Origin of the sequence: Curtobacterium sp. LFS079 (assembly GCF_047977865.1) — a bacterium.
Classification (GTDB): Bacteria; Actinomycetota; Actinomycetes; order Actinomycetales; family Micrococcaceae; genus Arthrobacter.
Genome location: NZ_JBFPFO010000013.1, coordinates 1 through 22,640, shown reverse-complemented (window position 1 = coordinate 22,640; position 22,640 = coordinate 1). Strand labels below are relative to the sequence as shown.

22 protein-coding genes are annotated in these 22,640 nt (G+C 67.5%); 11 read left to right on the top strand and 11 right to left on the bottom strand.

Annotated elements, in window-relative coordinates; genetic code table 11:
• Positions 1-31: 31 nt before the first annotated feature.
• Positions 32-1,300, top strand: coding sequence for a THUMP-like domain-containing protein (locus ACNQPB_RS17125; RefSeq protein ID WP_498753625.1), 1,269 nt, complete (start codon positions 32-34; stop codon positions 1,298-1,300).
• Positions 1,301-1,312: 12 nt separating this feature from the next.
• Here ACNQPB_RS17125 and ACNQPB_RS17120 read toward each other — a convergent pair whose 3' ends face one another.
• From ACNQPB_RS17120 to ACNQPB_RS17110, 3 genes are all read right to left on the bottom strand, one after another.
• Positions 1,313-2,131, bottom strand: coding sequence for a shikimate 5-dehydrogenase (locus tag ACNQPB_RS17120; RefSeq protein WP_498753624.1), 819 nt, complete (start codon positions 2,129-2,131; stop codon positions 1,313-1,315).
• Between the two features lie 105 nt (positions 2,132-2,236).
• Positions 2,237-2,359, bottom strand: a complete 123-nt coding sequence (ykgO, locus tag ACNQPB_RS17115) for a type B 50S ribosomal protein L36 (RefSeq protein ID WP_074588393.1) — start codon at positions 2,357-2,359, stop codon at positions 2,237-2,239.
• 22 nt (positions 2,360-2,381) lie between these two features.
• Positions 2,382-3,563 (bottom strand): GTP-binding protein, encoded by a 1,182-nt coding sequence (locus ACNQPB_RS17110; RefSeq protein WP_498753623.1) that lies wholly within the window; start codon positions 3,561-3,563, stop codon positions 2,382-2,384.
• A gap of 219 nt (positions 3,564-3,782) precedes the next feature.
• On the opposite strand from ACNQPB_RS17110, the gene ACNQPB_RS17105 reads away from it, so the two are divergent.
• From ACNQPB_RS17105 to ACNQPB_RS17085, 5 genes are all read left to right on the top strand, one after another.
• Positions 3,783-4,925 carry a glutamate--cysteine ligase gene (locus ACNQPB_RS17105; RefSeq protein WP_498753622.1) on the top strand — a complete coding sequence of 381 codons (1,143 nt, stop codon included), beginning with the start codon at positions 3,783-3,785 and terminating at the stop codon, positions 4,923-4,925.
• Positions 4,926-5,151: 226 nt separating this feature from the next.
• Positions 5,152-5,496, top strand: coding sequence for a PadR family transcriptional regulator (locus ACNQPB_RS17100; RefSeq protein WP_498753621.1), 345 nt, complete (start codon positions 5,152-5,154; stop codon positions 5,494-5,496).
• 2 nt (positions 5,497-5,498) lie between these two features.
• Positions 5,499-5,873, top strand: coding sequence for a DUF1048 domain-containing protein (locus ACNQPB_RS17095; RefSeq protein WP_498753620.1), 375 nt, complete (start codon positions 5,499-5,501; stop codon positions 5,871-5,873).
• Positions 5,866-6,666 (top strand): ABC transporter ATP-binding protein, encoded by an 801-nt coding sequence (locus tag ACNQPB_RS17090; RefSeq protein ID WP_498753619.1) that lies wholly within the window; start codon positions 5,866-5,868, stop codon positions 6,664-6,666. Before ACNQPB_RS17095 ends, ACNQPB_RS17090 begins: the two co-directional genes overlap by 8 nt.
• Positions 6,663-7,427: an ABC transporter permease gene (locus ACNQPB_RS17085; protein WP_498753618.1), complete on the top strand. Its 765-nt coding sequence runs from the start codon at positions 6,663-6,665 to the stop codon at positions 7,425-7,427. Before ACNQPB_RS17090 ends, ACNQPB_RS17085 begins: the two co-directional genes overlap by 4 nt.
• 15 nt (positions 7,428-7,442) lie before the next feature.
• On the opposite strand, the gene tsaD is transcribed toward ACNQPB_RS17085, so the two are convergent.
• Genes tsaD through ACNQPB_RS17055 form a run of 6 tightly spaced genes read right to left on the bottom strand, consistent with a single transcriptional unit; the run spans position 7,443 to position 12,688 of the window.
• Positions 7,443-8,525, bottom strand: coding sequence for a tRNA (adenosine(37)-N6)-threonylcarbamoyltransferase complex transferase subunit TsaD (gene tsaD / locus ACNQPB_RS17080; RefSeq protein ID WP_498753617.1), 1,083 nt, complete (start codon positions 8,523-8,525; stop codon positions 7,443-7,445).
• Positions 8,522-9,019, bottom strand: coding sequence for a ribosomal protein S18-alanine N-acetyltransferase (gene rimI, locus ACNQPB_RS17075; protein WP_498753701.1), 498 nt, complete (start codon positions 9,017-9,019; stop codon positions 8,522-8,524). Before rimI ends, tsaD begins: the two co-directional genes overlap by 4 nt.
• Positions 9,020-9,048: 29 nt before the next feature.
• Positions 9,049-9,720, bottom strand: coding sequence for a tRNA (adenosine(37)-N6)-threonylcarbamoyltransferase complex dimerization subunit type 1 TsaB (gene tsaB / locus ACNQPB_RS17070; protein ID WP_498753616.1), 672 nt, complete (start codon positions 9,718-9,720; stop codon positions 9,049-9,051).
• Positions 9,720-10,352 carry a tRNA (adenosine(37)-N6)-threonylcarbamoyltransferase complex ATPase subunit type 1 TsaE gene (gene tsaE, locus ACNQPB_RS17065; protein WP_498753700.1) on the bottom strand — a complete coding sequence of 211 codons (633 nt, stop codon included), beginning with the start codon at positions 10,350-10,352 and terminating at the stop codon, positions 9,720-9,722. Before tsaE ends, tsaB begins: the two co-directional genes overlap by 1 nt.
• Positions 10,353-10,354: 2 nt before the next feature.
• Positions 10,355-11,557: an alanine racemase gene (gene alr, locus ACNQPB_RS17060; protein ID WP_498753615.1), complete on the bottom strand. Its 1,203-nt coding sequence runs from the start codon at positions 11,555-11,557 to the stop codon at positions 10,355-10,357.
• A gap of 9 nt (positions 11,558-11,566) precedes the next feature.
• Positions 11,567-12,688: a PfkB family carbohydrate kinase gene (locus ACNQPB_RS17055; protein ID WP_498753614.1), complete on the bottom strand. Its 1,122-nt coding sequence runs from the start codon at positions 12,686-12,688 to the stop codon at positions 11,567-11,569.
• Positions 12,689-12,790: 102 nt separating this feature from the next.
• On the opposite strand from ACNQPB_RS17055, the gene mshA reads away from it, so the two are divergent.
• From mshA to ACNQPB_RS17040, 3 genes are all read left to right on the top strand, one after another.
• On the top strand, positions 12,791-14,035 hold the full coding sequence (gene mshA, locus ACNQPB_RS17050; protein ID WP_498753613.1) for a D-inositol-3-phosphate glycosyltransferase: 1,245 nt from the start codon (positions 12,791-12,793) through the stop codon (positions 14,033-14,035).
• A 121-nt stretch (positions 14,036-14,156) separates the two neighbouring features.
• Positions 14,157-15,827, top strand: coding sequence for a formate--tetrahydrofolate ligase (locus tag ACNQPB_RS17045; protein ID WP_498753612.1), 1,671 nt, complete (start codon positions 14,157-14,159; stop codon positions 15,825-15,827).
• Between the two features lie 88 nt (positions 15,828-15,915).
• The gene (locus tag ACNQPB_RS17040) at positions 15,916-16,968 is read left to right on the top strand and encodes a DUF222 domain-containing protein (protein WP_498753611.1); all 1,053 of its coding nucleotides are present in this window, start codon (positions 15,916-15,918) and stop codon (positions 16,966-16,968) included.
• Positions 16,969-17,456: 488 nt separating this feature from the next.
• Here ACNQPB_RS17040 and ACNQPB_RS17035 read toward each other — a convergent pair whose 3' ends face one another.
• Positions 17,457-18,920, bottom strand: a complete 1,464-nt coding sequence (locus tag ACNQPB_RS17035) for a chlorohydrolase family protein (RefSeq protein WP_498753610.1) — start codon at positions 18,918-18,920, stop codon at positions 17,457-17,459.
• 222 nt (positions 18,921-19,142) lie between these two features.
• Between ACNQPB_RS17035 and ACNQPB_RS17030 the strand changes: the two genes are divergently transcribed.
• Complete coding sequence (locus tag ACNQPB_RS17030; RefSeq protein ID WP_498753609.1) at positions 19,143-20,546, top strand: DUF3100 domain-containing protein; 1,404 nt, start codon at positions 19,143-19,145, stop codon at positions 20,544-20,546.
• A 78-nt stretch (positions 20,547-20,624) separates the two neighbouring features.
• On the opposite strand, the gene ACNQPB_RS17025 is transcribed toward ACNQPB_RS17030, so the two are convergent.
• Positions 20,625-21,098, bottom strand: a complete 474-nt coding sequence (locus ACNQPB_RS17025; RefSeq protein WP_498753608.1) for a GNAT family N-acetyltransferase — start codon at positions 21,096-21,098, stop codon at positions 20,625-20,627.
• Between the two features lie 729 nt (positions 21,099-21,827).
• On the opposite strand from ACNQPB_RS17025, the gene ACNQPB_RS17020 reads away from it, so the two are divergent.
• Positions 21,828-22,481: a uracil-DNA glycosylase family protein gene (locus tag ACNQPB_RS17020; protein ID WP_498753699.1), complete on the top strand. Its 654-nt coding sequence runs from the start codon at positions 21,828-21,830 to the stop codon at positions 22,479-22,481.
• The last annotated feature ends 159 nt before the right edge of the window (positions 22,482-22,640 follow it).

Sequence of the window (22,640 nt, the reverse complement as noted above, 5' to 3'; positions counted from 1 at the left end):
GCGCACAAAGACGGCAAGTAGGCTGGATGGCATGCCCCACAGCTCCAAGGCGCCGGACGCCGCGTCCCTCCAGGACCAGATTGCTCCTTTGCTGACCACGGAAGGCTGGGAGTTGCTCGCCTCGCTGGGTCCGTACCGCGAGAGCGAATCCCTGGCCTTGAACACGGGCCTCCGCAAGGCCGGGCACGCCCCCGAGCTGGTCTCCGCCGTCCTCACCCAGTCCCGCCTGCGGACCCGGGCTGAGGCCAAGTTCGGCGAGTTCGCCCGGCAGATGCTCTTCACGCAGGCCGGACTGGAGCAGGCCACACGCCTCACCGTGGCCGCCCGCCACGCCGAACGCTTCGCCGCCGCAGGCAGCTCCCATGTGGCGGACCTTGGCTGCGGACTCGGCGCCGATTCCATGGCCCTGGCGTCCCTGGACATCCCCGTCACGGCCGTTGAACTGGACGAAGCCACGGCAGCCTGCGCCACGATCAACCTGATGCCGTTCCCGCATGCCTCCGTTGTCCATGCCGACGCCACCTCGGTGCCCTTGGACGGGATCGACGGCGTGTGGCTGGACCCGGCGCGGCGCACCACCTCGACGTCGGGAACCACCCGGATCTGGGACCCGGAAGAATTCTCCCCGCCGCTGTCCTTCGTGGAGTCTCTGGCCGCGTCCGGCAAGTCCGTGGGGGTCAAGATGGGTCCCGGGATGCCGCACGAGTCCGTTCCCGCAGGCTGCGAGGCGCAATGGGTCTCGGTGGCCGGCGACGTCACCGAGGTGGCCCTGTGGTTCAACAAGGTGGCCCGGCCGGGAATCCGCCGCGCCGCCCTGCTCCTCGGGCCGCGGGGAGCGGCCGAAATCACCAGCAGTGAAGATTTCGACGCCGGGCCCGTTCCGGACGTCGGACCTGTGGAAGGGTACCTCTACGAGCCGGACGGTGCGGTGATCCGTGCGGGACTGGTTGCCGACGTCGCGCTCCGCCTGGCCGGGCACCTGCTGGACGAGCACATCGCTTACATCTGCGCCCCGGAACTCGTGGACACGCCGTTCGCCCGCCCCTACAAGGTTGTGGAGACCATGCCGCTGAACGTCAAGGTGCTCAAGGCCTGGGTCAAGGCGCAGGGCATCACCACCCTGGAGATCAAGAAGCGCGGCGTGTCAACCACGCCCGAAGAGCTCCGGAAGCAGCTGCTGCCCGGCGGCGGTTCCGCGAAGTCCAAGGCAGGAGCGAAAGGCAAGGCCGGCAAAGCCGCCACGCTGGTCCTGACACGGATCGGCGAGGAACGGATCGCCGTCGTCGTCGAACCGGTTTGAACCCCAAGCGGGTTACTGTTCGCGCACGAACGCTTCCGCCGCGGCCACCTGCTCAGCGCTCGGCGTGATGCCCGTGTACAGCACGAACTGTTCCAGGGCCTGGATGGTGGCGACCTCGGCGCCGCTGATCACGGTCTTTCCGGCTGCACGGCCGGCCTTGATGAGCGGGGTCTCGGCCGGGAGCGCGACGACGTCGAACACCACCTGCGCCACGGCTATGGCCGCTTCCGGGAAGGACAGCGCGTCCGCCTCGGGTCCGCCGGCCATGCCGATCGGCGTGACGTTGACGATGACGTCCGCGGTGCTGTTGCCGGGTTCGGCCTGCCACGCGAAACCGTAGAGGTCTGCGAGGGCACTGCCGGCTTCCGCGTTGCGGGCCACAACGGTGACCCGGGTGAATCCCGCGTCACGGAATGCCGCCGCGGTGGCCTTGGCCATGCCGCCCGCGCCGCGCAGGAGCACCGAGGAGTCCGGGCTGATGGCGTTGCGTTCGATCAGCTGGGCGATGGCGGTGTAGTCGGTGTTGTAGGCGGTCAGCACGCCGGAGTCGTTCACGATGGTGTTGACGGAATCGATGGCCGAGGCCGAGGCGTCCATCCGGTCCACCAATGCGATGACGTCCTCCTTGTAGGGCATGGACACGGCGCAGCCGCGGATGCCCAGGCCCCGCACCCCGGAAATGGCGTTGGAGAGGTCCGTGGGGGCGAAGGCCTTGTAGATCCAGTTCAGGCCGAGTTCCTCGTACAGGAAGTTGTGGAACCGCGTCCCGTTGTTGCTCGGCCGGGCCGAGAGCGAGATGCAGAGGGTCATGTCCTTGTTGAGGATCGGCACGGGAACTTCCTTCGGCTAGCGGGGGCTCTGAGCAAAGCCTATTGCGCGCGTGCCACGGCCGGGACTCCGCGAAGGGGAGCCCCGGCCGTCCTGGCAGGCACGTTCCTAGCCCTGGCGCGCCTTGAAGCGCGGGTTCAGTTTGTTGATGACAAAGGTTTTCCCGCGGCGCCGCACCACCTGGGCGCCCGGGATCTTCTTGAGTGCGCGCAGTGAATTCCTGACCTTCATGTTTCTCCTTTTGTTGCGGTTGTTACAGGGTGGCTTCGAGTTCGAACGGGTCGTCCAGCCCGCGGAAGTCCTGCAGCATTTCCTCTTCACTGAGGGCGCAGCTGTCCAGCAGCCTGCGGATTTCGTCGGCGTCCACGTCCTCGCCCCGCCCGGTGACCGCGAGCACGGTGCCGCGGTCGCCGAACCGCGGGTGCCAGCCAAGGGCGGCATCGACGTCGGACATTCCGGCGGCCATTTCTGCAGTCCCGGCAGCCGGCCCGCCCTGGTCCGCGAGCCAGTGCCCGGTGCTTTCCAGCCAGACCCGGGGCCCGACGCCCTGGACGGCGATCCGGGTCCCGGCCGCGGAGGCGATCCACAGCCGGCCGCGCATCCAATGGGAACCTGCCGCCAGTTGCGGCAGGGCCGACCGGAACCGGCCGGGGTGCAGCGGCCGCTCCACTTTGTGAAGGACCGTGCGGAAGCACTCCGTGTCATTCTCCAGGGGCACCCGGACCGAACCGCGGCGGGTCCGGGCTGCCGCCTCGCGGCCGTCATAGCAGCCGGGGCGGAACGCCTCTGAACGGCCGACGACGGCGGCGTGCGGCGCCAGCTGCGCCAGCAGTTCGGTGCCCTGCCGCCACGCTCCGCTACCCTCGCGGCCGCCGCCGTCGAGCCCATCGCCATCGAACATTGCGCCATCGAACATTGCGCCGAGCCCGGCATGGAGCATAACGGTATCCGCGTGGGCCAGTTCCCCGACCAGGAATTCGCCGCTGGTCCGGTAGTCCTCGGGCATTGCCGTGAATCCCGATTCAAAAAGGGTGTGCTTGTCCCAGATATGGTCTTCCAGCTCGGCAGGATCGAGGGCAAGCACTGCGTTGTCAATGACCACTTCGCTGCCCAGGCCCCGCCTGAGCCCGGCCACGGCCATTTCCACGGACACTCCCGGCGGCAACGCCAGCACTGCATGCCCGTAACCGAGACCGGCGAGCCGCTCCACCGTGGGTACGGCGTCCAAGCGGACGGTGCAGCTGAGGCAACCGTGTTCCAGGACGGTTTCGGTTTGTTCGATCAGGCGGCCACCGGAGAAGACCCGGCGGAGGACGACTGAACCGTCGAGAAGGTCGTGGAAGACGGTCACTGAGCCGGGGTGCCCTTGGTCGAGCCGTGTGGCCGCAGCTTCACGGCAGCGGCTGTCCAGGGAACTGAGAACGGAAAGATGCATTGCTCGAGTCTATATGCAAATCATTCTCATTAGCAAGGACGCATTTGTTTCCCTGGGGACAGACAAATCCAAGGTGGCAGGCGATCGGGATTAGACTTGCCACATCCCCTGAAGGGCTCCACAGCGGGCATGGCTGGGCCCACATCGGCGAGGGCCCCGAATCGAGCGCAGCAGGATTCGGGAGCCGATGGGGACTGGACACACTACGAGGGGACCTCCGTGCAGATTGATTTCGCTTCATCCAGGCAGTCGACCCTGGGAGTGGAATGGGAGCTTGCGCTCGTCAACGCCCGCACGGGGGAACTTGTGTCCGTCGCCAACGAAGTCCTGCGCGGCGTGGCAGCCCAGCACCCCGAACTGAACGAAGACGACGAGCACCCGCACATCAAGCGCGAACTGCTGCTGAACACCGTGGAACTCGTCACGGGAATCTGCACCACGGTCCGCGAAGCCAAGGATGACCTGGCCCGCTCGCTGAAAGCCGTCCGGGAGATCACAGACCCCATGGGTGTGGAACTGTTCTGCGCCGGCAGCCACCCCTTCAGCCCGCCGCAGCTCCAGCCCGTCACGGACAAGGAACGCTACGCCAAGCTGATCGACCGCACCCAGTGGTGGGGCCGGCAGATGGTCATCTACGGGGTGCACGTGCACGTCGGCCTGGACAGCCGGGACAAGGTCCTTCCGGTCCTGGACGGCCTGGTCAACTACTTCCCGCATTTCCAGGCCCTGTCCGCCTCGAGCCCGTTCTGGGGCGGCGAGGACACCGGCTATGCCTCCCAGCGCGCTCTGATGTTCCAGCAGCTGCCCACGGCAGGCTTGCCCTTCCAGTTCCCGGCCTGGGGCGAATACGAGTCCTACGTCCAGGACATGTTCACCACCGGAGTGATCGACACCCTGTCCGAGATCCGCTGGGACATCCGCCCCGTCCCGAACCTCGGCACCATCGAGATGCGCATCTGCGACGGCCTGGCCAGCCTCGAGGAAGTCGGCGCCATCGCCGCGCTGACCCAGTGCCTGGTGCACGAGTTCTCCACCATCCTGGACAACGGCGGCACTATTCCCACCATGCCGCCGTGGCATGTGCAGGAGAACAAGTGGCGTGCCGCGCGCTACGGCATGGAAGCCATCATCATCCTCGACGCCGAAGGCAACGAGCAGCTGGTCACGGAGCACCTCAAGGAGACCCTGGACCGCCTGGCCCCGGTCGCCGCGAAGCTGGGCTGCGAGGAGGAACTGGCCGACGTCGCGAAGATCATCGCCCGTGGCGCCGGCTACCAGCGCCAGCGCCGGGTCGCAGCCGAGCACGACGGCGACCTGCAGGCTGTGGTTCTGGACCTCGTGCAGCAAATGCGGGCCGGCTAAGCCCGGCCCACCCAGCCTTTCTTTCACACCGGAGTCGCGGGAAACCTGCGGGCTCGCCGGAGCGTTCCGGCGAACCCGCAGCGTTCCCGCGATTTCGGCGCTTAAGCCCCAAAAAGTCGTCCCGCGACCCCACTTGCGCTTTCACTACTCAGCGATACTATGTACTGGTAGCTAGTAACACTGAGTACTAGTAGTCAGTATCACCAAGTAGTAAGGAGGTGGCCGAATGGGCAAGCAAATGACGGAGATGCTCAAGGGCACGCTTGAGGGCATCGTCCTCGCCCTGCTGACCGGGAATCCGGCCTACGGCTACGAAATCACCACCCTGCTCCGGGACCAGGGCTTCACGGACATCGCAGAGGGCACCGTGTACGCGCTGCTGGTGCGGATCGAGCAAAAGGGTCTCGTCGACGTCGAGAAGCGGCCGTCCGAAAAAGGCCCGCCGCGGAAGGTGTATTCACTCAACGAGCAGGGCAAGCACGAACTCGAAGAGTTCTGGAGGACATGGAGCTTCCTCGCAGAACGTATCGAACAGCTCCACAGCACCGACCGAACCAAGGGAGAGAAATAGCCATGGCAGCCAAATGGATCGAAGCACTCACCGGCTCGCTCGAACAGAAGAAGCAGTACAAGCAGACCAAGGCACGCCTTGATGCGCTGCCTGAGCCGTACCTCACCGCGGCGAACGCCTTCAACCGGTACCTCATGTACTACGGCGGCGTCACCGACGGCGACACCATCGTGCAGATGTTCGCGGACTTCGCCGACCTCTGGGAGCGCGCCGCGGTCGACGGCACGCCCGTGGGCGAAATCGTCGGCGAGGATCCCGTCGAATTCGCCGAGGCCTTCGCCCAGGCGTACGGCGGCAAGCGCTGGATCGACAAGGAACGTGCCCGCCTCATCGAGGCAGTCAACGACGCTAAAAGGAAGGAGTCCGGCCATGACTGAGGCCGCCATCCGGGTCCGTGGCCTGGAAAAGTCCTACAAGGAACTGCATGTGCTGCGCGGCGTCGACTTCGAGGTCGAGCGGGGCAGCATCTTCGCCCTGCTCGGCTCGAACGGGGCGGGAAAGACCACGCTCGTGCGCATACTCTCGACGCTGCTGAAAGCGGACGCGGGAACCGCGAGAGTGCACGGCTTCGACGTCGATACGGAACCCGGCGAGGTGCGCGGCTCGATCAGCCTGACCGGACAGTTCGCCGCCGTCGATGAAGTCCTCACGGGCCGGGAGAACCTGATGCTGGTTGCGAAGCTCCGGCACCTGGCGGACCCGGGAGCGATCGCCGACGAACTGCTCGCCCGCTTCTCACTCACCGAGGCCGGCGGCCGCAAGGCAGCCGGATACTCGGGCGGCATGCGCCGCCGGCTCGACATCGCGATGAGCCTGATCGGGAACCCGCCGGTCATCTTCCTCGACGAGCCGACCACCGGGCTCGACCCGCAGGCGCGCATCGAGGTGTGGCAGACCGTCAAGGAGCTCGCCCGCAACGGCACCACGGTGCTGCTCACCACGCAGTACCTCGACGAGGCCGAACACCTCGCCGACCGCATCGCGATCCTGCACAAGGGCACGATCATCCAGAACGGCACGCTCGACGAGCTCAAGCGGCTGCTGCCGCCGGCCGAAATCGAGTACGTCGAGAAGCAGCCGTCCCTCGAAGACGTCTTCCTTGCGCTCGTCGGGACTGACGAAGAAGCCGGGTCGGCTGAAGAACAGGAAGAAAAGGAGGCATCCCGATGACCACCCACGTCCTCAGCGACACCGGCGTCCTCACCGGCCGCTCGCTGCGCCACATCCTCCGCAGCCCCGACACCATCATCACCACCGCGGTCACCCCGATCGCGCTGATGCTGCTGTTTGTGTACGTGCTCGGCGGGGCGATCAACACCCGTTCAGACGGCTCGTACATCAACTACATGCTCCCGGGAATCCTGCTGATCACTATTGCCTCAGGCATCGCCTACACCGCGTACCGGCTGTTCCTCGACATGCAGGGCGGCATCTTCGAACGCTTCCAGTCCATGCCGATCGCACGCTCGAGCGTTCTCTGGGCGCACGTACTGACCTCGCTGGTCGCCAACCTCACCTCAGTGGCGGTCGTCGTCGGCGTCGCGCTCATCATGGGGTTCCGCACCGGGGCATCCGTGGGCGCCTGGCTTGCGGTCACCGGCATCCTGGTCCTGTTCACGGTCGCCCTGACCTGGCTGGCCGTGATCGCCGGGCTCTCGGCGAAGACCGTGGACGGCGCGAGCGCGTTCAGCTACCCGCTGATCTTCCTGCCGTTCATCAGCTCGGCGTTCGTGCCGACCGGCACGATGCCTGGCCCGGTGGCCTGGTTCGCCGAGAACCAGCCGGTGACCTCGATCGTGAACTCCATCCGGGCGCTGTTCGCGCAGCAGCCGGTCGGCAACGACATCTGGATTGCGCTGGCCTGGTGCCTCGGTCTCCTGGTCCTGGCCTACGCCTTCGCGATGTCCGTGTACCGGCGCAAAATCAGCTAGTTCAGCCAGGGCGGATCAGACGGAAACGGTGGTGACCGGCAGCGAGGAATCGGGCGCGAACGCGACGCCGCTCGGTCCGATCCCGGCCATCACCAGCTGGGCCCCGAGGGCGGCCACCATGGCTCCGTTGTCCGTGCACAGCTGTAGCGGCGGGACGTGGAGCGTGATGCCGGCGGAGCGGCAGCGCTGCCCGGTCAGTTCCCGCAGCCGCGAGTTCGCCGCCACTCCCCCGCCCAGCAGCAGTTCGGTGATGCCGTTCTCCTTGCAGGCCAGCACTGCTTTGGAGGTGATGATGTCCACCACCGCTTCCTGGAAGGCCGCGGCGATATCCGCCACCGGGACCTCCTCGCCGCGTGCTTCGAACTGTTCCACGCAGCGCGCGACGGCGGTCTTGAGTCCGCTGAAGGACCAGTCGTAGCGGTGCGGGCCCGGTTCCTCCGCGGTACCCATGTACTTCGGCTGGCTGAGCCCGCGCGGGAAGCGGATCGCCTTGGGGTTTCCGGTCCTGGCCATCTTGTCGATGGCAGGGCCGCCCGGGTAACCGAGCCCGAGGAGCCGGGCGACCTTATCGTAGGCCTCCCCCGCGGCGTCGTCGATCGTGGAACCCAGCAGCTCGACGTCGTCCGTGATGCTGCGGATCCGCAGGATCTCGGTATGTCCGCCGGAGACCAGGAGGGCGCCCAGATTCTCCGGCAAGCGGTTTTCGGACATGTCCAGCAGTCCGACGCCGACGTGGGCCACCAAATGGTTGATCGCGTACAGGGGTTTGCCGCTGGCGAGGGCCAGCGCCTTGGCCGCGCAGACGCCCACCATGAGGGCACCGGCGAGTCCCGGGCCGGAAGTCACGGCGATCGCGTCAATGTCCGCCAAGGTGACGGCGGCGGTGCGCAGCGATTCCTGCAGGGTGGGCACGAACGCGTCCAGGTGGGCGCGGGAGGCGATTTCCGGGATCACCCCGCCGAAACGCACATGCTCGTCCATCGAGGAGGACACTGTGTTGCTCAGCAAGGTGGTGCCGCGGACGATGCCGACGCCGGTCTCGTCGCAGGATGACTCGATGCCCAGGACGAGCGGCTCAGTGTTCAAAGCGGGGTTCACGCTGTGGGTCCTTCTGTAGCTGGTCCTTCGGTCGCGGGTTCGTCAAGCAACGGCAGCCTCATGATGAGGGCGTCCGTGCCGTCCCGGTAGTAGCGGGCACGGACGTGGATCTGTTCGAAGCCGAAGCGCAGGTAGAGCTGCTGGGCGCGCGGGTTGTCCGCCCGGACCTCCAGCAGGACGTCGTCGGCGCCCCGGCGGCGGGCCTCGGCGATCAGTTCGGCGAGCACGGCGGAGCCGATGCCGCGGCCCTCGAACTCGGGGACCACCGCGATGGTCTGGATGTCGGCGATGGGTTGGATGCACATAAGTCCCGCGTAGGCCACGATCCCGCCGTCCGCCTCCGCCACCACGTAGCGGCGGGTTTCCGGCTGGGAGAGCTCGTCGACGAACATCTGCAACGGCCAGGCGTCCACCGGGAACAGGCGCCGTTCCAGCTGTTCGACGGCGGCAAGGTCACCTTCGGCCATGTCCCGCAGCACCACGCCGTCCGGCATGGCGACGTTCAGGAATTCCCCGGGAACGGTCACAGCGCACGCTTCCTGGGACCGGGAACCTGGGCGTCGGATTCCCGAAGGTAGAGCGGGGTGGAGTCGGGCAGCTCCCGGCCGGCGGACAGCAGGGCGAGGGCGAACTGACCGAGGGACGCCGCGCTGGGCTGGGTGTCCTTGAAGTCCTCGTCGGCCTTGACCACCTCGGCGTAGATTCCGGCGCCTGCTCCGTACACCGGAAGCTCCGGCAGCTCGGCGGCGAAACCGACGTGCGGGCCGTCCGCCAGTTCCGGGAGCTGGCCGTCGCGCAGGGTGTACCTGGCCCAGTAGACCTCCTTGCGGCGGGCGTCGGTGGCCACCAGGAATTCGGCGGGGGCGCCGGTGGACTCGGCCACTTCCAGGGCGATCGCGTCCAGGCTCATGAGTCCGCGGAGCGGTTTGTTCCAGGCGAAGGCGAGGGCACGCGCAGTGGCGATGCCGGAGCGCAGTCCGGTGAACGGGCCGGGGCCCACGCCGGTGACGATCAGGTCGATGTCCGCACCGCTGACCCCCGCACCGGCGAGCAGCTGTTGGATGCCCGGCGCCAGGACTTCCGCGTGGCTGCGGGTGTCTTCGGTGGCGAAGGAATCCACTACGCCTTCCATGGCGTCGTCAGAGATGAGGGCGGCGCTTGCCACGGCCGAGGTGTCGATGGCCAGGATCAGCATCAGTTGTTCTCCTCCGGAACGGCGGGGGCTTTCTGAACGGCAGGGGCCTCGTGAACAGGGGCGAGGACATCGGGCATGGTTGCCCAGCGGGGCCCGAAGCCGCGGAACACGATAGTGCGGGGTTCGTCGTCGTCATCGGTGTCGAAGTCCAGGACGGTGTCGGGTTCGTGCGCAGCGCCGGCCACCCCGCCAACAGCCCGGTGGAGTTCGACGTCAAGGCGGCTCTCAGCCAGGTGCTCCACCCGGCCCCGGCCCCACTCCACCACCGTCACCGAGGAGTCCATGGTGTTCTCAAGGTCGATGTCGTCGATTTCGGCCGCCGATTCCAGGCGGTACGCGTCCACGTGCACCAGGTCGGGGCCGCCGGGGCGCGGACCGTCGGCCAGGTTCGGATGGATCCGCACCAGCACGAAGGTAGGCGAAATGACCCCCGCCCGCACTCCCAGGCCTTCGGCAAGGCCCTGGGTGAACGTGGTCTTGCCGGCACCGAGTTCGCCGGTGAGCACCAGGAGGTCCCCGGCCTCCAGCACCCGCCCCAGGGCGGCACCGAGAGCGTGCGTGCCGTCCGCCGTCGGGACGCTGACCGGGCATTCCCACAGTGCTTCGACTTCCGGACCGAGCGGATTTTCCAGGCTCACCGCGCGGCCCCTTCGGCCGGCGCCAGCTCGTTGACATAGCTGCGCGGAACGCGCGGGCTGATGCGGGTGACGATCTCGTAGTTGATGGTGCCGGCCGCGGCGGCCCAGTCGTCCGCCGTCGGGCCGCCGTCGGCTCCGTCGCCGAACATGACCACCTCGGTACCGGGCAGGGCCGCGGCCTGCTCGGGGTCGACGTCGCCGAAGTCGACCACCATCTGGTCCATCGCGATCGTGCCCACTACCGGATAGCTGTTGCCGCCGATCCGCACGGGACCGCCCGTGGCCACCCGCGGAACGCCGTCGGCATAGCCCAGTGGAATGAGGCCCAGGGTGCTCTTGCCCGTGGTGCGGTACTTCAGGCCGTAGGAGACCCCCTGGCCGTCCGGGACTCGCTTGCAGTTGGAGAGCAGGGTGCGCACGGTCATGGCCGGGCGGAGGCCGAGTTCGGACGAGGGCTGGCCGTCGAACGGCGAGAGCCCGTACAGGCCCAGGCCAACGCGGACGAGGTCGAAGTGGGAGTCCGGGCGGGACAGTGCGGCCGGGGTGTTGGCAATGTGCCGGACCTCCGGGTCCACGCCGGAGTCCTCGGCCATCGCAAGCGCCTCGCGGAAAACGGCAAGCTGTTCGTCCGTTTCGGGGCGGTGCGGTTCGTCCGCGACGGCTAGGTGCGAGAAGATCCCCACCACCCGGAGCAGCCCGTTGTCCTGGTGCTCCATGGCCGTGCCGAGCAGCTTGTCCCAGTCCTCGATGGTGCAGCCGTTGCGGCCCAGGCCGGTATCGACCTTCAGGTGGATGCGGGCGGGACGTTCCTGCTCGCGCGCGGCTGTCACCACGGCGTCCAGTTCCCACCCGGACACTCCGATGTCGACGCCGGCGGCCACTGCCGCCGCGAAGTTGCTTTCCCCGGTGTGCAGCCAGGCGAGCAGGGGCGCCTCGATGCCGGCGGCCCGCAGCACGAGGGCCTCCGAAATGTGGGCGACGCCGAGCCAGCGGGCACCGGCGTCCAGGGCGGCGCGGGCCACCTGGACCGCGCCGTGGCCGTAAGCGTCGGCCTTCACAACCGCCATGACTTTGGCGGGTGACGCGATGGCCACTAACTGCCGGACGTTATGCCGGATGGCCTCAAGATCGATGACTGCCGAGCGTTCCAAGACGGAAGGGGCGGGGAAGTCGGGGCGTCCGGATGCTTCGTAGCTCACCCATCGATTCTAATGCTGGGCCGGGAGCGCACTTGACGGCGGGCGCAGCGAGGACCGGCGCAAGGCCCCGGCAGGAACCCTGCTGACAATGTCTTCGAGGAAGGCGAATCGCCTGAGCCACTGGCTGGACTGGCGCTCGGGCCGGGCGTTGGCTCCGTGCCACCAGTCGGCGATGTCTCCCCAGCCCGGGGCCGAGAAGGAACCGCCCAGTTCCTGCACGGACAGCGAGGCGCAGAGGTTGGCGAACCGCAGCCGGTCCCCGAGTGGCCAGCCGGCCAGGCAGCCCACAATGAACGCGGCACCGAAGCAGTCCCCGGCCCCGGTCGGATCGTGTGCCGTCACCGGCAGGGCTGGCACCCATTCCTCCTCGCCGCTTTCGGAATCGACCGCCATGGCGCCTTGCGCGCCCAAGGTCACCACCGCCACCGGAACCCGATCGGCCAGGGTGTACAGCGCGGACCACGGGTTGTCCGTTCCGGTGAAGGCCATGGCCTCGCGCTGGTTGGGCATGAACGCGTGGAAGTAGCCCAGTTGTTCCAGGCGTCTTCCCGACCAGGCACCGCTCGGGTCCCAGCCGGCGTCGCCGAAGATCTTCACCCCGGCACGGTGCGCGGCCAGCACCCAGGACTCCGCTTCCTCGGCCAGGTCGGCGACGGCGGCGAGCGCCCGGGGCGGGGTGCCGATCAGCTCCGATCCGCTCACGGGTGCGGGCAGGCCATGGGTGACCATGGAACGGTCCTGCTCGACGCACAGCGACACCGTGACCGGCGAAGGCCAGCCCTCGAAACGCCGGGACAGCGAAAGGTCCACCTCTTCCTGGCTTTCAAGGATCTTCCAGTTCAAGTCGCCGTAGCCGTCGTCGCCGAAGGCCGCGGCCAGGCTCGTGCGCAGCCCGAGCCTGGCCGCCGCAATGGCCTGGTTCGCGATCCCGCCCGGGCAGCTTCCCATCCCCTGGCTCCACACTTCGGTTCCCGGCTCGGGGCGCTGACCCAGCCCGGTGAAAATGATGTCCTGGAAGACGGTGCCGCTCAGCAGCAGGTCGCAGCCGCCGTCGTCCGCTGCTCCGGCGGGCCGCACGGCGGCGAGGGGATCAAAACGCTCCCTGCCGTTGTCTTCCCGGCGTGCCTCCATGCACGGCAGACTACGCCGCCACGGGTGGCAGGAGTAGTGTTTTCTTCGGCAGGGGCGGGTTCCGCGGCCTGCGTCAGAACGTGTTGGTCCAGGAGGTGTGGCGTGTCGCTGATCCGCCGTGTGGCCTTCCTTTCCCTCCACACCTCCCCCATGGAACAGCCAGGCAGCGGCGACGCCGGCGGCATGAATGTCTACATCCGCAACCTGGCTGCGGCCCTCGCGGACGAAGGCGTTGAGGTGGAGATTTTCACCAGGTCCACCGTGGACGGGCAGCCCGCCATCGAGCACCCGGCGCCTGGCGTGTGCGTGCACAACGTGATCGCGGGCCCGCCGCGGAAACTGCCCAAGGAACACCTCCCCGAGTTGCTGCATGCCATGGTGCTCGAGGTCGAACGGATCCGGCAGCGGCAGCCGCACGGACGCTACGACCTCGTCCACTCGCACTACTGGGTGTCCGGCGTGGCCGGGCTGGAGCTCTCCCGCATGTGGGGCGTCCCGCTGGTGCACACCATGCACACCATGGCGAAAGTTAAGAACCTCGTCCTGGACTCCGGCGAGCGCCCGGAGCCCCGCCGCCGGGAGGAAGGCGAACAACGGATCGTCGACGGCGCTGCCCGGCTGGTCGCAAACACCGCGGCCGAGGCCGAGGAGCTGGTGTCCCACTACCACGCCGATTTCGACCGGATCGATGTGGCGCCGCCGGGTGTGGACCTGTCCGTCTTCACCCCTGCGTTCCGGGGCCGTTCCCGCAAGGAACTCGGCGTCCGGCCCGGCAGCTTCCACCTGCTGTTTGCCGGCCGCATTCAGCGTCTGAAGGGTCCGCAGGTCTTCCTGGCCGCCGTCGCGCTGCTGCGGGCACGGCGCCCGGACATCGACCTCGAGCTCACCGTACTGGGGGCCCTGAGCGGGGCGAAGGACTTCAACCTGCGCTCCATCATCAGCGAGGCCGGACTGGACGACGTCGTCACGCACCGCCCGCCGGTGGACGCACCGGAACTGGCTGGCTGGTTCCGTTCGGCGGACGTGGTGGTGATGCCTTCCTACAGCGAATCCTTCGGCCTTGTGGCCTTGGAAGCACAGGCGTGCGGCACGCCGGTGGTGGCGACGCACGTGGGCGGCCTGAGCCGGGCGGTGCAGCACGGGCGCACCGGCCTGCTGGTGGCCGGGCACGATCCGGCGGACTGGGCCGACGCCCTGGAGGCCCTGTACGACGATCCACAGACCCGGCAGGACATGGGCCGCGCCGCCACGGTCCACGCCGAGGACTTCGGCTGGCAACGAACGGCCCTGCGCAGCCTGGACAGCTACCAGGCTGCGGTCGGCGGGCTGGTGCTGCCGCAGGCCTGAGCCGGCGGTCCGGCCTGCCGCGGACTGTCCGTACCGGCTGGTAGATTCCAGGCATACCTGGATGGCCACCCCGTTCCGGACCGGAAGGACGATGATGTCTGAAAGCAAGGCTCCTGGAAACATGAGCGATCTCGAGATCGCCCACAACGCAACGATCCGGCCGATCGCAGAGATTGCCGCGGAGGCCGGAATCCCGCCCGAAGCCCTGGAACTCTACGGCCGCTTCAAGGCCAAGATCGATCCCGCGAAGCTCACTCCGCGAGCCGGCAAAGCGCCCGGCAAGGTGGTGCTGGTTTCGGCGATGTCCCCCACCCCGGCCGGGGAAGGAAAGTCCACCACCACGGTGGGCCTGGCGGATTCGCTGGCCCGGGCCGGCCACAAGGTGATGATTGCCCTGCGCGAACCGTCGCTGGGACCGGTGCTCGGCATGAAGGGCGGCGCCACCGGGGGCGGTTACTCGCAGGTGCTGCCGATGGACGAAATCAACCTGCATTTCACCGGCGACTTCCACGCCATCACCGCGGCGAACAACGCCCTCATGGCACTGGTGGACAATCACATCTTCCAGGGCAATGAACTGGGCATCGACCCCCGGCGCATGACCTTCAAGCGGGTCATGGACATGAACGACCGTGCCCTGCGCGAGGTGGTGATCGGCCTGGGCGGCCCGGTGCAGGGTGTGCCCCGGCAGGACGGCTTCGACATCACCGTGGCCTCGGAGATCATGGCCGTGTTCTGCCTGGCCCGGGACCTTGCCGACCTCCGGGAACGGCTGGGCCGGATCACCTTCGGCTACCGCTTCGACCGGACGCCGGTCACCGTGGCGGACCTTGGCGTCCAAGGCGCCCTGACCCTGCTGCTGAAGGACGCGATCAAGCCGAACCTGGTGCAGAGCATCGCAGGGACGCCGGCGCTGGTACACGGCGGGCCGTTCGCGAACATCGCCCACGGCTGCAACTCGCTGATCGCCACCAGCACGGCCCGGCAGCTCGCCGACGTCGTGGTCACCGAAGCGGGTTTCGGCGTGGACCTTGGAGCCGAGAAGTTCATGGACATCAAGGCCCGGATCGGCGATGTGGCACCCGCCGCCGTCGTGGTGGTGGCAACCATCCGGGCGCTGAAGATGCACGGCGGCGTCCCCAAGGACCGGCTCACGGAGGCCAATCCCGAAGCCCTTGCCGCCGGCGTCGAGAACCTGCGCCGGCACCTGCACAGCGTGGAAAAGTTCGGGATCACGCCCGTGGTGGCCATCAACCGCTTCGGGAGCGACACCGCCGGGGAACTTGAATGGCTCCTGGACTGGTGCACCCGCGAAGGTGTCCAGGCCGCCGTCGCCGATGTGTGGGGCCGCGGCGGCGGGGGCGACGGCGGCGATGAGCTCGCGGCGAAGGTCGCCGCTGCGATCGCGGGGCCGTCGTCCTTCCACCACCTCTACCCCCTGGAACTGTCCGTGGAGGACAAGATCCGGACGATTGCGCAGGAGATCTACGGCGCAGACGGCGTCGAGTTCTCCGTCCCCGCGCAGAAGCGCCTGGCGGACATCCGGAAGAACGGCTGGGCAGGCATGCCGGTGTGCATGGCCAAGACCCAGTACTCCTTCACGGACGATGCCAGCGTGCTCGGCGCACCCAAGGGATTCACCATCCACGTCCGGGACCTCATCCCGAAAACCGGAGCCGGCTTCATCGTGGCCCTGACGGGCGCGGTCATGACGATGCCCGGCCTGCCGAAGGAACCGGCCGCGATGCGGATGGACGTTGACGCGGACGGCAACGCCGTCGGGCTGTTCTAGCGCCCGAGCTGCCGCCGTCCTCGTGCCGCCTGGACCAGGAAGCACGACAAGCCGCCAAAATGTCAGTGCCCGGTGATGTGATGGATTCATGGAGATCACCACCGGCCTGGACGAGAGGACGCCGTCCGTTGCGGCGTCCGATCCTGTGCAGGTGCTGGACGGGGTGGTCTCCACGTTGGTGTCTTTGGAATCGACGATCGCCAGCTTGCAGGGCCTGCGGGAGTACACCCTCGCCCTCGCTTCCCGGGTCGGGGATGCGATGAACGACGGCGGTGCGCGGCCGGGTTCCGACCCTGTGCGGTGGGATTCGGTGGAGCTGGCGCAGCGTGCGGTGGCGGCCGAGATCGCGACGGCGACCCGCGCCAACGACCGCACCATACAGCGCCAGATGAGCCAGGCCGTTGAGCTGCTGGACCGATTCCCGGCAACGTTCGGAGCCTTGGCGCAGGGCCGGATCAGCCTGGCCCACGCCCGGATCATCCAGGACGCCGGCACGCCCTTGGACGATCCCGCCGCCTTGGCCCGGTACGAGACCGTGATGGTCTCGTACGCCGAAGAGCAGGCTCCGGCCCGTGTCCGGCGCCTGGCCGTCCGGGAAGCCGAGAAAGCCCAACCGGTGCCGCTCGCTGACCGGTACGAGCGCGCCTGCGGGGAACGCCACGTCCGGGTCACGCCTTTGCCCGACGGCATGGCCGAACTCGCCGCCGTCCTTCCCGCAGCGGTGGCCTACGGCATCCACGACCGCCTCACGCAGATGGCGCAGGCGCATGCCGAGGGCGCATCCTCAGTCGGCTCCGCCGCGCCGGGCCAGAGCCTTGAAGAGAGCCGGAACACTGACCAGCTATGTGCTGACCTCCTGGCAGACCTGTTGCTCCGCGGCGCCCCCACCGGGCACGACACCCCGGACGGACTCCTGGCAGGCATCACCGCCCGCGTGGATGTCACCGTGCCTGTGCTGACCCTGATCCACGGCGAAAACCCCGGAACAAGTCCAGGGACGGTTTCCGGCGCGGACACAGTTACCGGAGTTCGGGTTGAACGCAAGATACCTGCCGAACTCGACGGACGCCACCCCATCGACCCCCGCCACGGCGAGGATCCTCGCCGGGCAAGCCACGGGCTGGAACAGGGTACTGACTGACCCGATCACCGGCGCGGTCCTGTCAGTGGACAGATACAGACCCGGCGAAGGTCTCAAACGGCTCCTCACAGCCCGGGACTCCAGATGCCGTTTCCCCGGCTGCGGCGTCAAGGCCCGGGAACTGGACCTGGACCACACACACGACGCTGCGCTCGGCGGAGCCACCGAAGCCGGCAACCTCGCGGGGCTGTGCCAGCGCCACCACACGCTCAAGCATCACTCGCGCTGGACAACCCGGCAGACCGGAGCCGGGGACTTGGAGTGGACCAGCCCCACCGGCCGAAAACACACCGACCACCCACCCATACCGGCGGCTCACACATCAGTTATCACCAGCTCAGGGCCGGCGCCGGGTGCAAACCCTCACCTGCGCTCCAACCCGCCACCATTCTGAGCCAGTCCCGGAGGCAGTGCCTTCGGCGGACGCGGCCAATAACTCATCGTCCGCGCCGGCCTTCCGGACGCGCCAAGGCCCCTAAACCCGCCTCCTACACACCCGCCGTGTAGACCGGCGGGAACAGCTCGGAGGCATCCCGACGGCGGTAGTCGCGTTCGCCGTAGGCCTCCACCATCTGCTCGAAGAGCCGCTGGCCCGCGGCCCGCAGTTCCTCCAGGTCAACGCCCGGGAGTCCCCCGTCGACCACCACGGGACGGCCTGCCACGTAGGTGTCGGTGACATTGCGTGCCGAACCGTTGAGGATGAGGGTGCGCAGCGGGTCCTCCACGGCGCCGTCCCGGAAGTCGCCCAGGGATGCCACCATGATGTCCGCCTGCGCGCCGGGGCACAGGCGTCCGAGGTCCTCCCGTCCAAGGGCCATGGCGCCGCCGAGCGTGGCGGCGTCGAAGAAGTCCGACACCTTGCCGGCGTCGCGCCGGCCCTCGGCGATGCGTGCCAGGTGCGTTCCGACGTCGATGCCTTTGATCAGGTCCGGCGGGAACGAATCGGTGCCCAGGCACATGTTGACGCCGGCAGCTGCGAAGGCGTCGAAGGACTTGAGCATCCCCGAGTAGTGGAAGGTGGTCAGCGGGCAATGGATGATGCTGACGTCGTTGCGGGCCAGCAGCTCCAGCGGGCCGCCCTCCGCGCTTGACGCGGGATCCGTGCCGTCGATGACCACGCCGTGCGGAATGAGGAGCCGGGTTTCCAGCATGCCGGTGTCCACCAACTGCTCCAGGACCGTGCGTCCGGTGAGCTTGAGCTGGAAGGCATCCTCGGTGGGCTGCTGGAGGCAGTGCAGGCGCACCAGGGCGTTGCGGCCAATGGCCAGCTCCGCGGTCTTGCGCATCAGATCGTCCGAGAGCGTCTCGATACGGCACGGCAGCAGGACGCCGGTGACCAGCGGGTGCGCCAGCTGTGCGGCGTAATCCAGGAAGCGCTCGGCATCGGCGAGGCCCTTGCGCCCTTCCTCCTCATCGAACAGGATCACCCGCTCCCCGTTGTTGTCGGTGACGTTGATGCCCGAACGGTAGGCCGGCCCAAGGAAGCCGCGAAGGCCCATCTCGATGCTGGTCTGCGCCATGCCCTGGAGCTCTTCGAAGGTCTCGGCCCAGGAGCTGTGGATCTCCGAAGCGATCGGCATGTAGCTCGTCACCCCGTGCAGGGCCAGCTGGGCCAGGGCGAACTTCCGCACGTTCTGCCGTTGCTCCGGCGTGAAGACATCACGGCGGCGGTTGTGGAAGTAGTCCTCGGACCATTGCATGCCCGGGCCGGTCTCCTCGGTGGGCCAGGAATCGAAGATCATGTGGTCGATGTCGGTCAGGGCATCCAAGTCGATCAGGCCCGGGGCGATCAGGCTCTGGCCGAAGTCCCGCTGTTCGTCGACGGGGCCGTCGTAGCCGGTACCGACATAGATGACCTCGCTGTCCTTCATCACCACCTGCCCGTCCGGGAACATCACATGCCGCGTCCCGTCATGGCCCAGGACGTAGCTGGCGGAAAGTCGAGTAATCATGAACCCCTCCAAGGTAAGAGGCCACAGTTTGGTATTCCAGTTGGGATGCCTCCGGAGCTATCTCTGTAAGCCCGGACGCGCATATCGCCGTCAATTGCGGATTTCTTGGAATCCTGTGACCTATCTTGCATTGCGTCGTGATTCAGCTTACCATTTTTTGGTATACCAAATGACGTGATCCCCAACCTCGCGTCGCTGCAGCACACGAAGGGTGCCCCAACAATGAAACCCAAATCCACACCGACCCCGGAGGTGGATGCGTCCGTAGTCAAGGTCGACGACGGCGCGAACCGCTTCTTCACTCCTACGGCGAAGCAATGGGGATCGATGATCCTGCTGTCCACCGCCGTCTGCGCCGTCGCCATCCTTGCCGGCACGCACAAGATTCCGCTGGGCAATGCCGCGATCGTCCTCATGCCGGTCCTTTGGGCCGTTCTGATGGGCGCGGTCATCGGCGTTCAGAAGGTGCGGCCCATGGCCGGCCAGAGCCGTGCGGTGACGTCGGTGCTGCTCAACGTCAGCATCGTGATGTTCCTGGCAGCGCTCGGAACCCACGTGGGTCCGTCCCTCGGCAAGCTGACTACCCTTGGCCCGGCGATCCTGCTCCAGGAGGTCGGCCACATCTTCGGAACGGTCATCCTCGCCCTGCCGGTGGGCGTGGCACTCGGCATGGGCCGCATGGCCATCGGCGCCACCTGGGCGATCGACCGTGAGTCGTACCTGGCCTACGCCCTGCAGCGCTTCGGCGTGAAGTCCCCCGTGTACCGGGGCGTGTTCTCCGTATGGCTGCTGGGCAGCGTTTTCGGTGCCGTGTTCATCTCGCTGCTGGCGGGCCTGCTCGGTGGCATCGGCATCTTCGACCCGCTTGCACTGGCGCTCGGCCTGGGACTCGGTTCCGGCTCGATGATGCTCGGCGGGGTCGCTGCGCTGTCCATCATCTACCCGGAACAGGGCCCGGAAATCGTGGCCCTGGCGGCGTTGTCCAACCTGGTAACCAACCTCATCGGGTTCTACGCCGGAGCCTTCGTTTCCCTGCCGCTGTCCCTGCGGCTCTACAAGTTCTGGTCCCGGATCTTCCGCCGCGATGACGAAGGCCGCCGCCTGGATGGCACCGGCATGGTCATTGCAAAGGGCAAGGTCAAGACGGAGAAGGAACTGGACGTCACCGCGATCATCCAGGATCCGGAGGTCCGCACGAGCAAGAAGACCTGGGCCATCGCGTTCATTGCCAGCATCGCCACCGGTGTTCTCCTCAACGCACTGGGAACCGGAACCACCGGCGCCAACGACATCACCGGCGTGGTGGTCCTGGGTGGCCTGACCGCACTGGCCTTCGTGCTTTCCAAGTATGTTCCGGCCATCCCGTCCAGCGTCTGGGTTCTTGGCCTCGGTACCTTGGTAACGGCGCCGTTCATGCCGTTCAGCTCCACCATCGTCGCCCTGACGCACAACCTGGATGCCCTCTATGTGGGCCTGGGCTCGATCGCCCTGCTGGGCATGAACCTGGGCCGCGACGTCAAGGCACTGAGGTCGCTGAACTGGAAGACCGTGATCGTTGCGTGCCTGACCTTCACGTCGAGCTTCGTAGCCGCAGCGGCATTGGCGCAATTCGTGATCCACGTCTGACGGCCTGCGCCGTAACAGGGCGGGTGGACCGGGCTTTGGCCCGCTCCACCCGCCCTGTTCGTTCAAGGCCGGCTTCCTCTAAGGCCCTAAGCCGCGATCCTCCTCGCCGGACGGGAAGCTGTACACCACGATCGTTGTGCCGGGCTCAATCGCCGCTCCGGTGGCCCGGTAGGTTGCCAAGGCGGCATCATTGTCGGCCTCGGTTCCTGTCCACATGCCATAGCAGCCCTGCTCCCGGGCGATGTCGGCCAGGGCGTGGACCAGACGGGAAGCCACTCCCTGGCGTCGCCAGGGTTCCGCCACGCCGAGTTCGTAAAGGAACATCTCAGTGCCCTTGTCCGGATGGGTCATTTCCACGCCGCTGACGAAGCCGACGGCGGCCCCCGCCGCATTTTCCGCCAGCAGCAGGTGGTGGCCGGGGCGCCGCAGAAAATGCGTGGCCAGTTCGGGTGTGACCGGCCCGTCGAACAGCGGCGAAGCTGCCACCAGACGCTCCCTGTCACTTTCCGAGAGCCTGCGAAGGGTGATCTTCGACGCATCGTGTCCGTCCATGACCCGAGGCTACGCCGCGCGCCCGGTCAAATGAATGCAGAAAGAACGCCAGACCACCTTCGGCTTGCTAAGATCTAAAGGCTCGACCGGCACCCCGGAGAGCCTCCCCATCAACTAGCCCGGAACGGACGTGCCCCCACACGCCCGAGACCGGCCCCTGCCCGACCCGAGGAGACCCCCGCCCGCATGACCGCCTTGGCTGAACCGGACTATTTCGAGGACTACGACGAGGACTACCGCAGCGACATCGCTTCGCGGTACGAAGAGGGATTCGGGCAGGGTCCCGAAATCGACGACGACTACGGCTCCGGCCAAGACGACCTCGACAAGCTCTTCGACGGCTTGTTCGACGACGATGATGATGACGACGACTTCGACGGCCCGGCCAAGGCGAAGGCTCCTGCCAAGAAGACAGCACCCAAGGCCGCCGCAAAGACGGCAACCGCGGCGCCGGTTGCGAAGGCAAGCGCGCCGAAGAAGGCCGCCTCCAAATCGATGCCAAAGGCCGGCCCGGTCATCACCCGCCGGGTGGTCCCTATCGTCGTCCCCGTCGCCGGCCCCGCCGTGGAAACTGCCCAGGCAACTGTCGCTGCAGAGCCGGTTGTTGAACAGCAGGCCGTTGAAGCTCCGGCCGTCCCGGCTCCCGTCGTTGAAGAGCCGTCCGTCGAACAGTCCCAGTCCGTCGAACAGTCCGTCCCGGTGGAAGCAGCCGCCGAAACGACCGCGTCCCTGACCGTCGTCGAACCCGAAGCCGCGGAAGAAGCCGAAGAAGCCCCGGCGGTTCCGGATAGCCCGTTCTTCGCCCCGCACATCGCCCCGGTCAACGAGCACGTGGAGTTCCTGCGCAAACTCCGCCCCGGCTTCGAGGTGCCCTATGTGGACCCGATGCACTCGGTGGAGGACTGCCGGATCGTCACCCTGTTCTCCAACACCAGCGAGGCCTCCTCGCGTGGCGTGGTCTGGGCCGGCGACGACGCCGCCGCCACCCGCTTGCTGGGCCTGCAGTTCCAGCTGGGCCTGCGTCCGGAATGGATGATGCCATGGAACACCCACCCCTGGTTCACCCCGGGCGAAGCCAACGGCAAGCTCACCCCCGAGCAGGTCAGCGCCGGCCTCAAGCCGCTGATCACCTTCCTGAAGCTCGTTCCGCGCGCTTCGGCAATCGTCGCCCACGGCACGGAAGCCAACCGCCTGGCGCAGATGCTCCTCAAGACGGACAACCCGCTGATCTGGCGCCGCGGCCTGAAGGTCTACAAGGCGCGTTCGCTGCACGGCCGCGCCTTCGCCGGCTCCAAGGAACGCCAGACCGAATGGCTGATCGAAATGGGCCGCTCCTACGCGGACGCCATGGCCCGCGCGGGCCTGCAGAGCGGACGGCGCTGATTCCGGCGTCCTAAACCCGACTGGCTGGTGAACGGTGGGGGGGGGGGGGGGGGGGCCCGGGCACCCGTGAGGGGTGGGGGGGGGGGGGCCGGGGCCCCAATAGAACCCCCCACCCCCCCCCCCCCCCCCCCCCCCCCCCCCACCCCCGCGCCGCGGCGG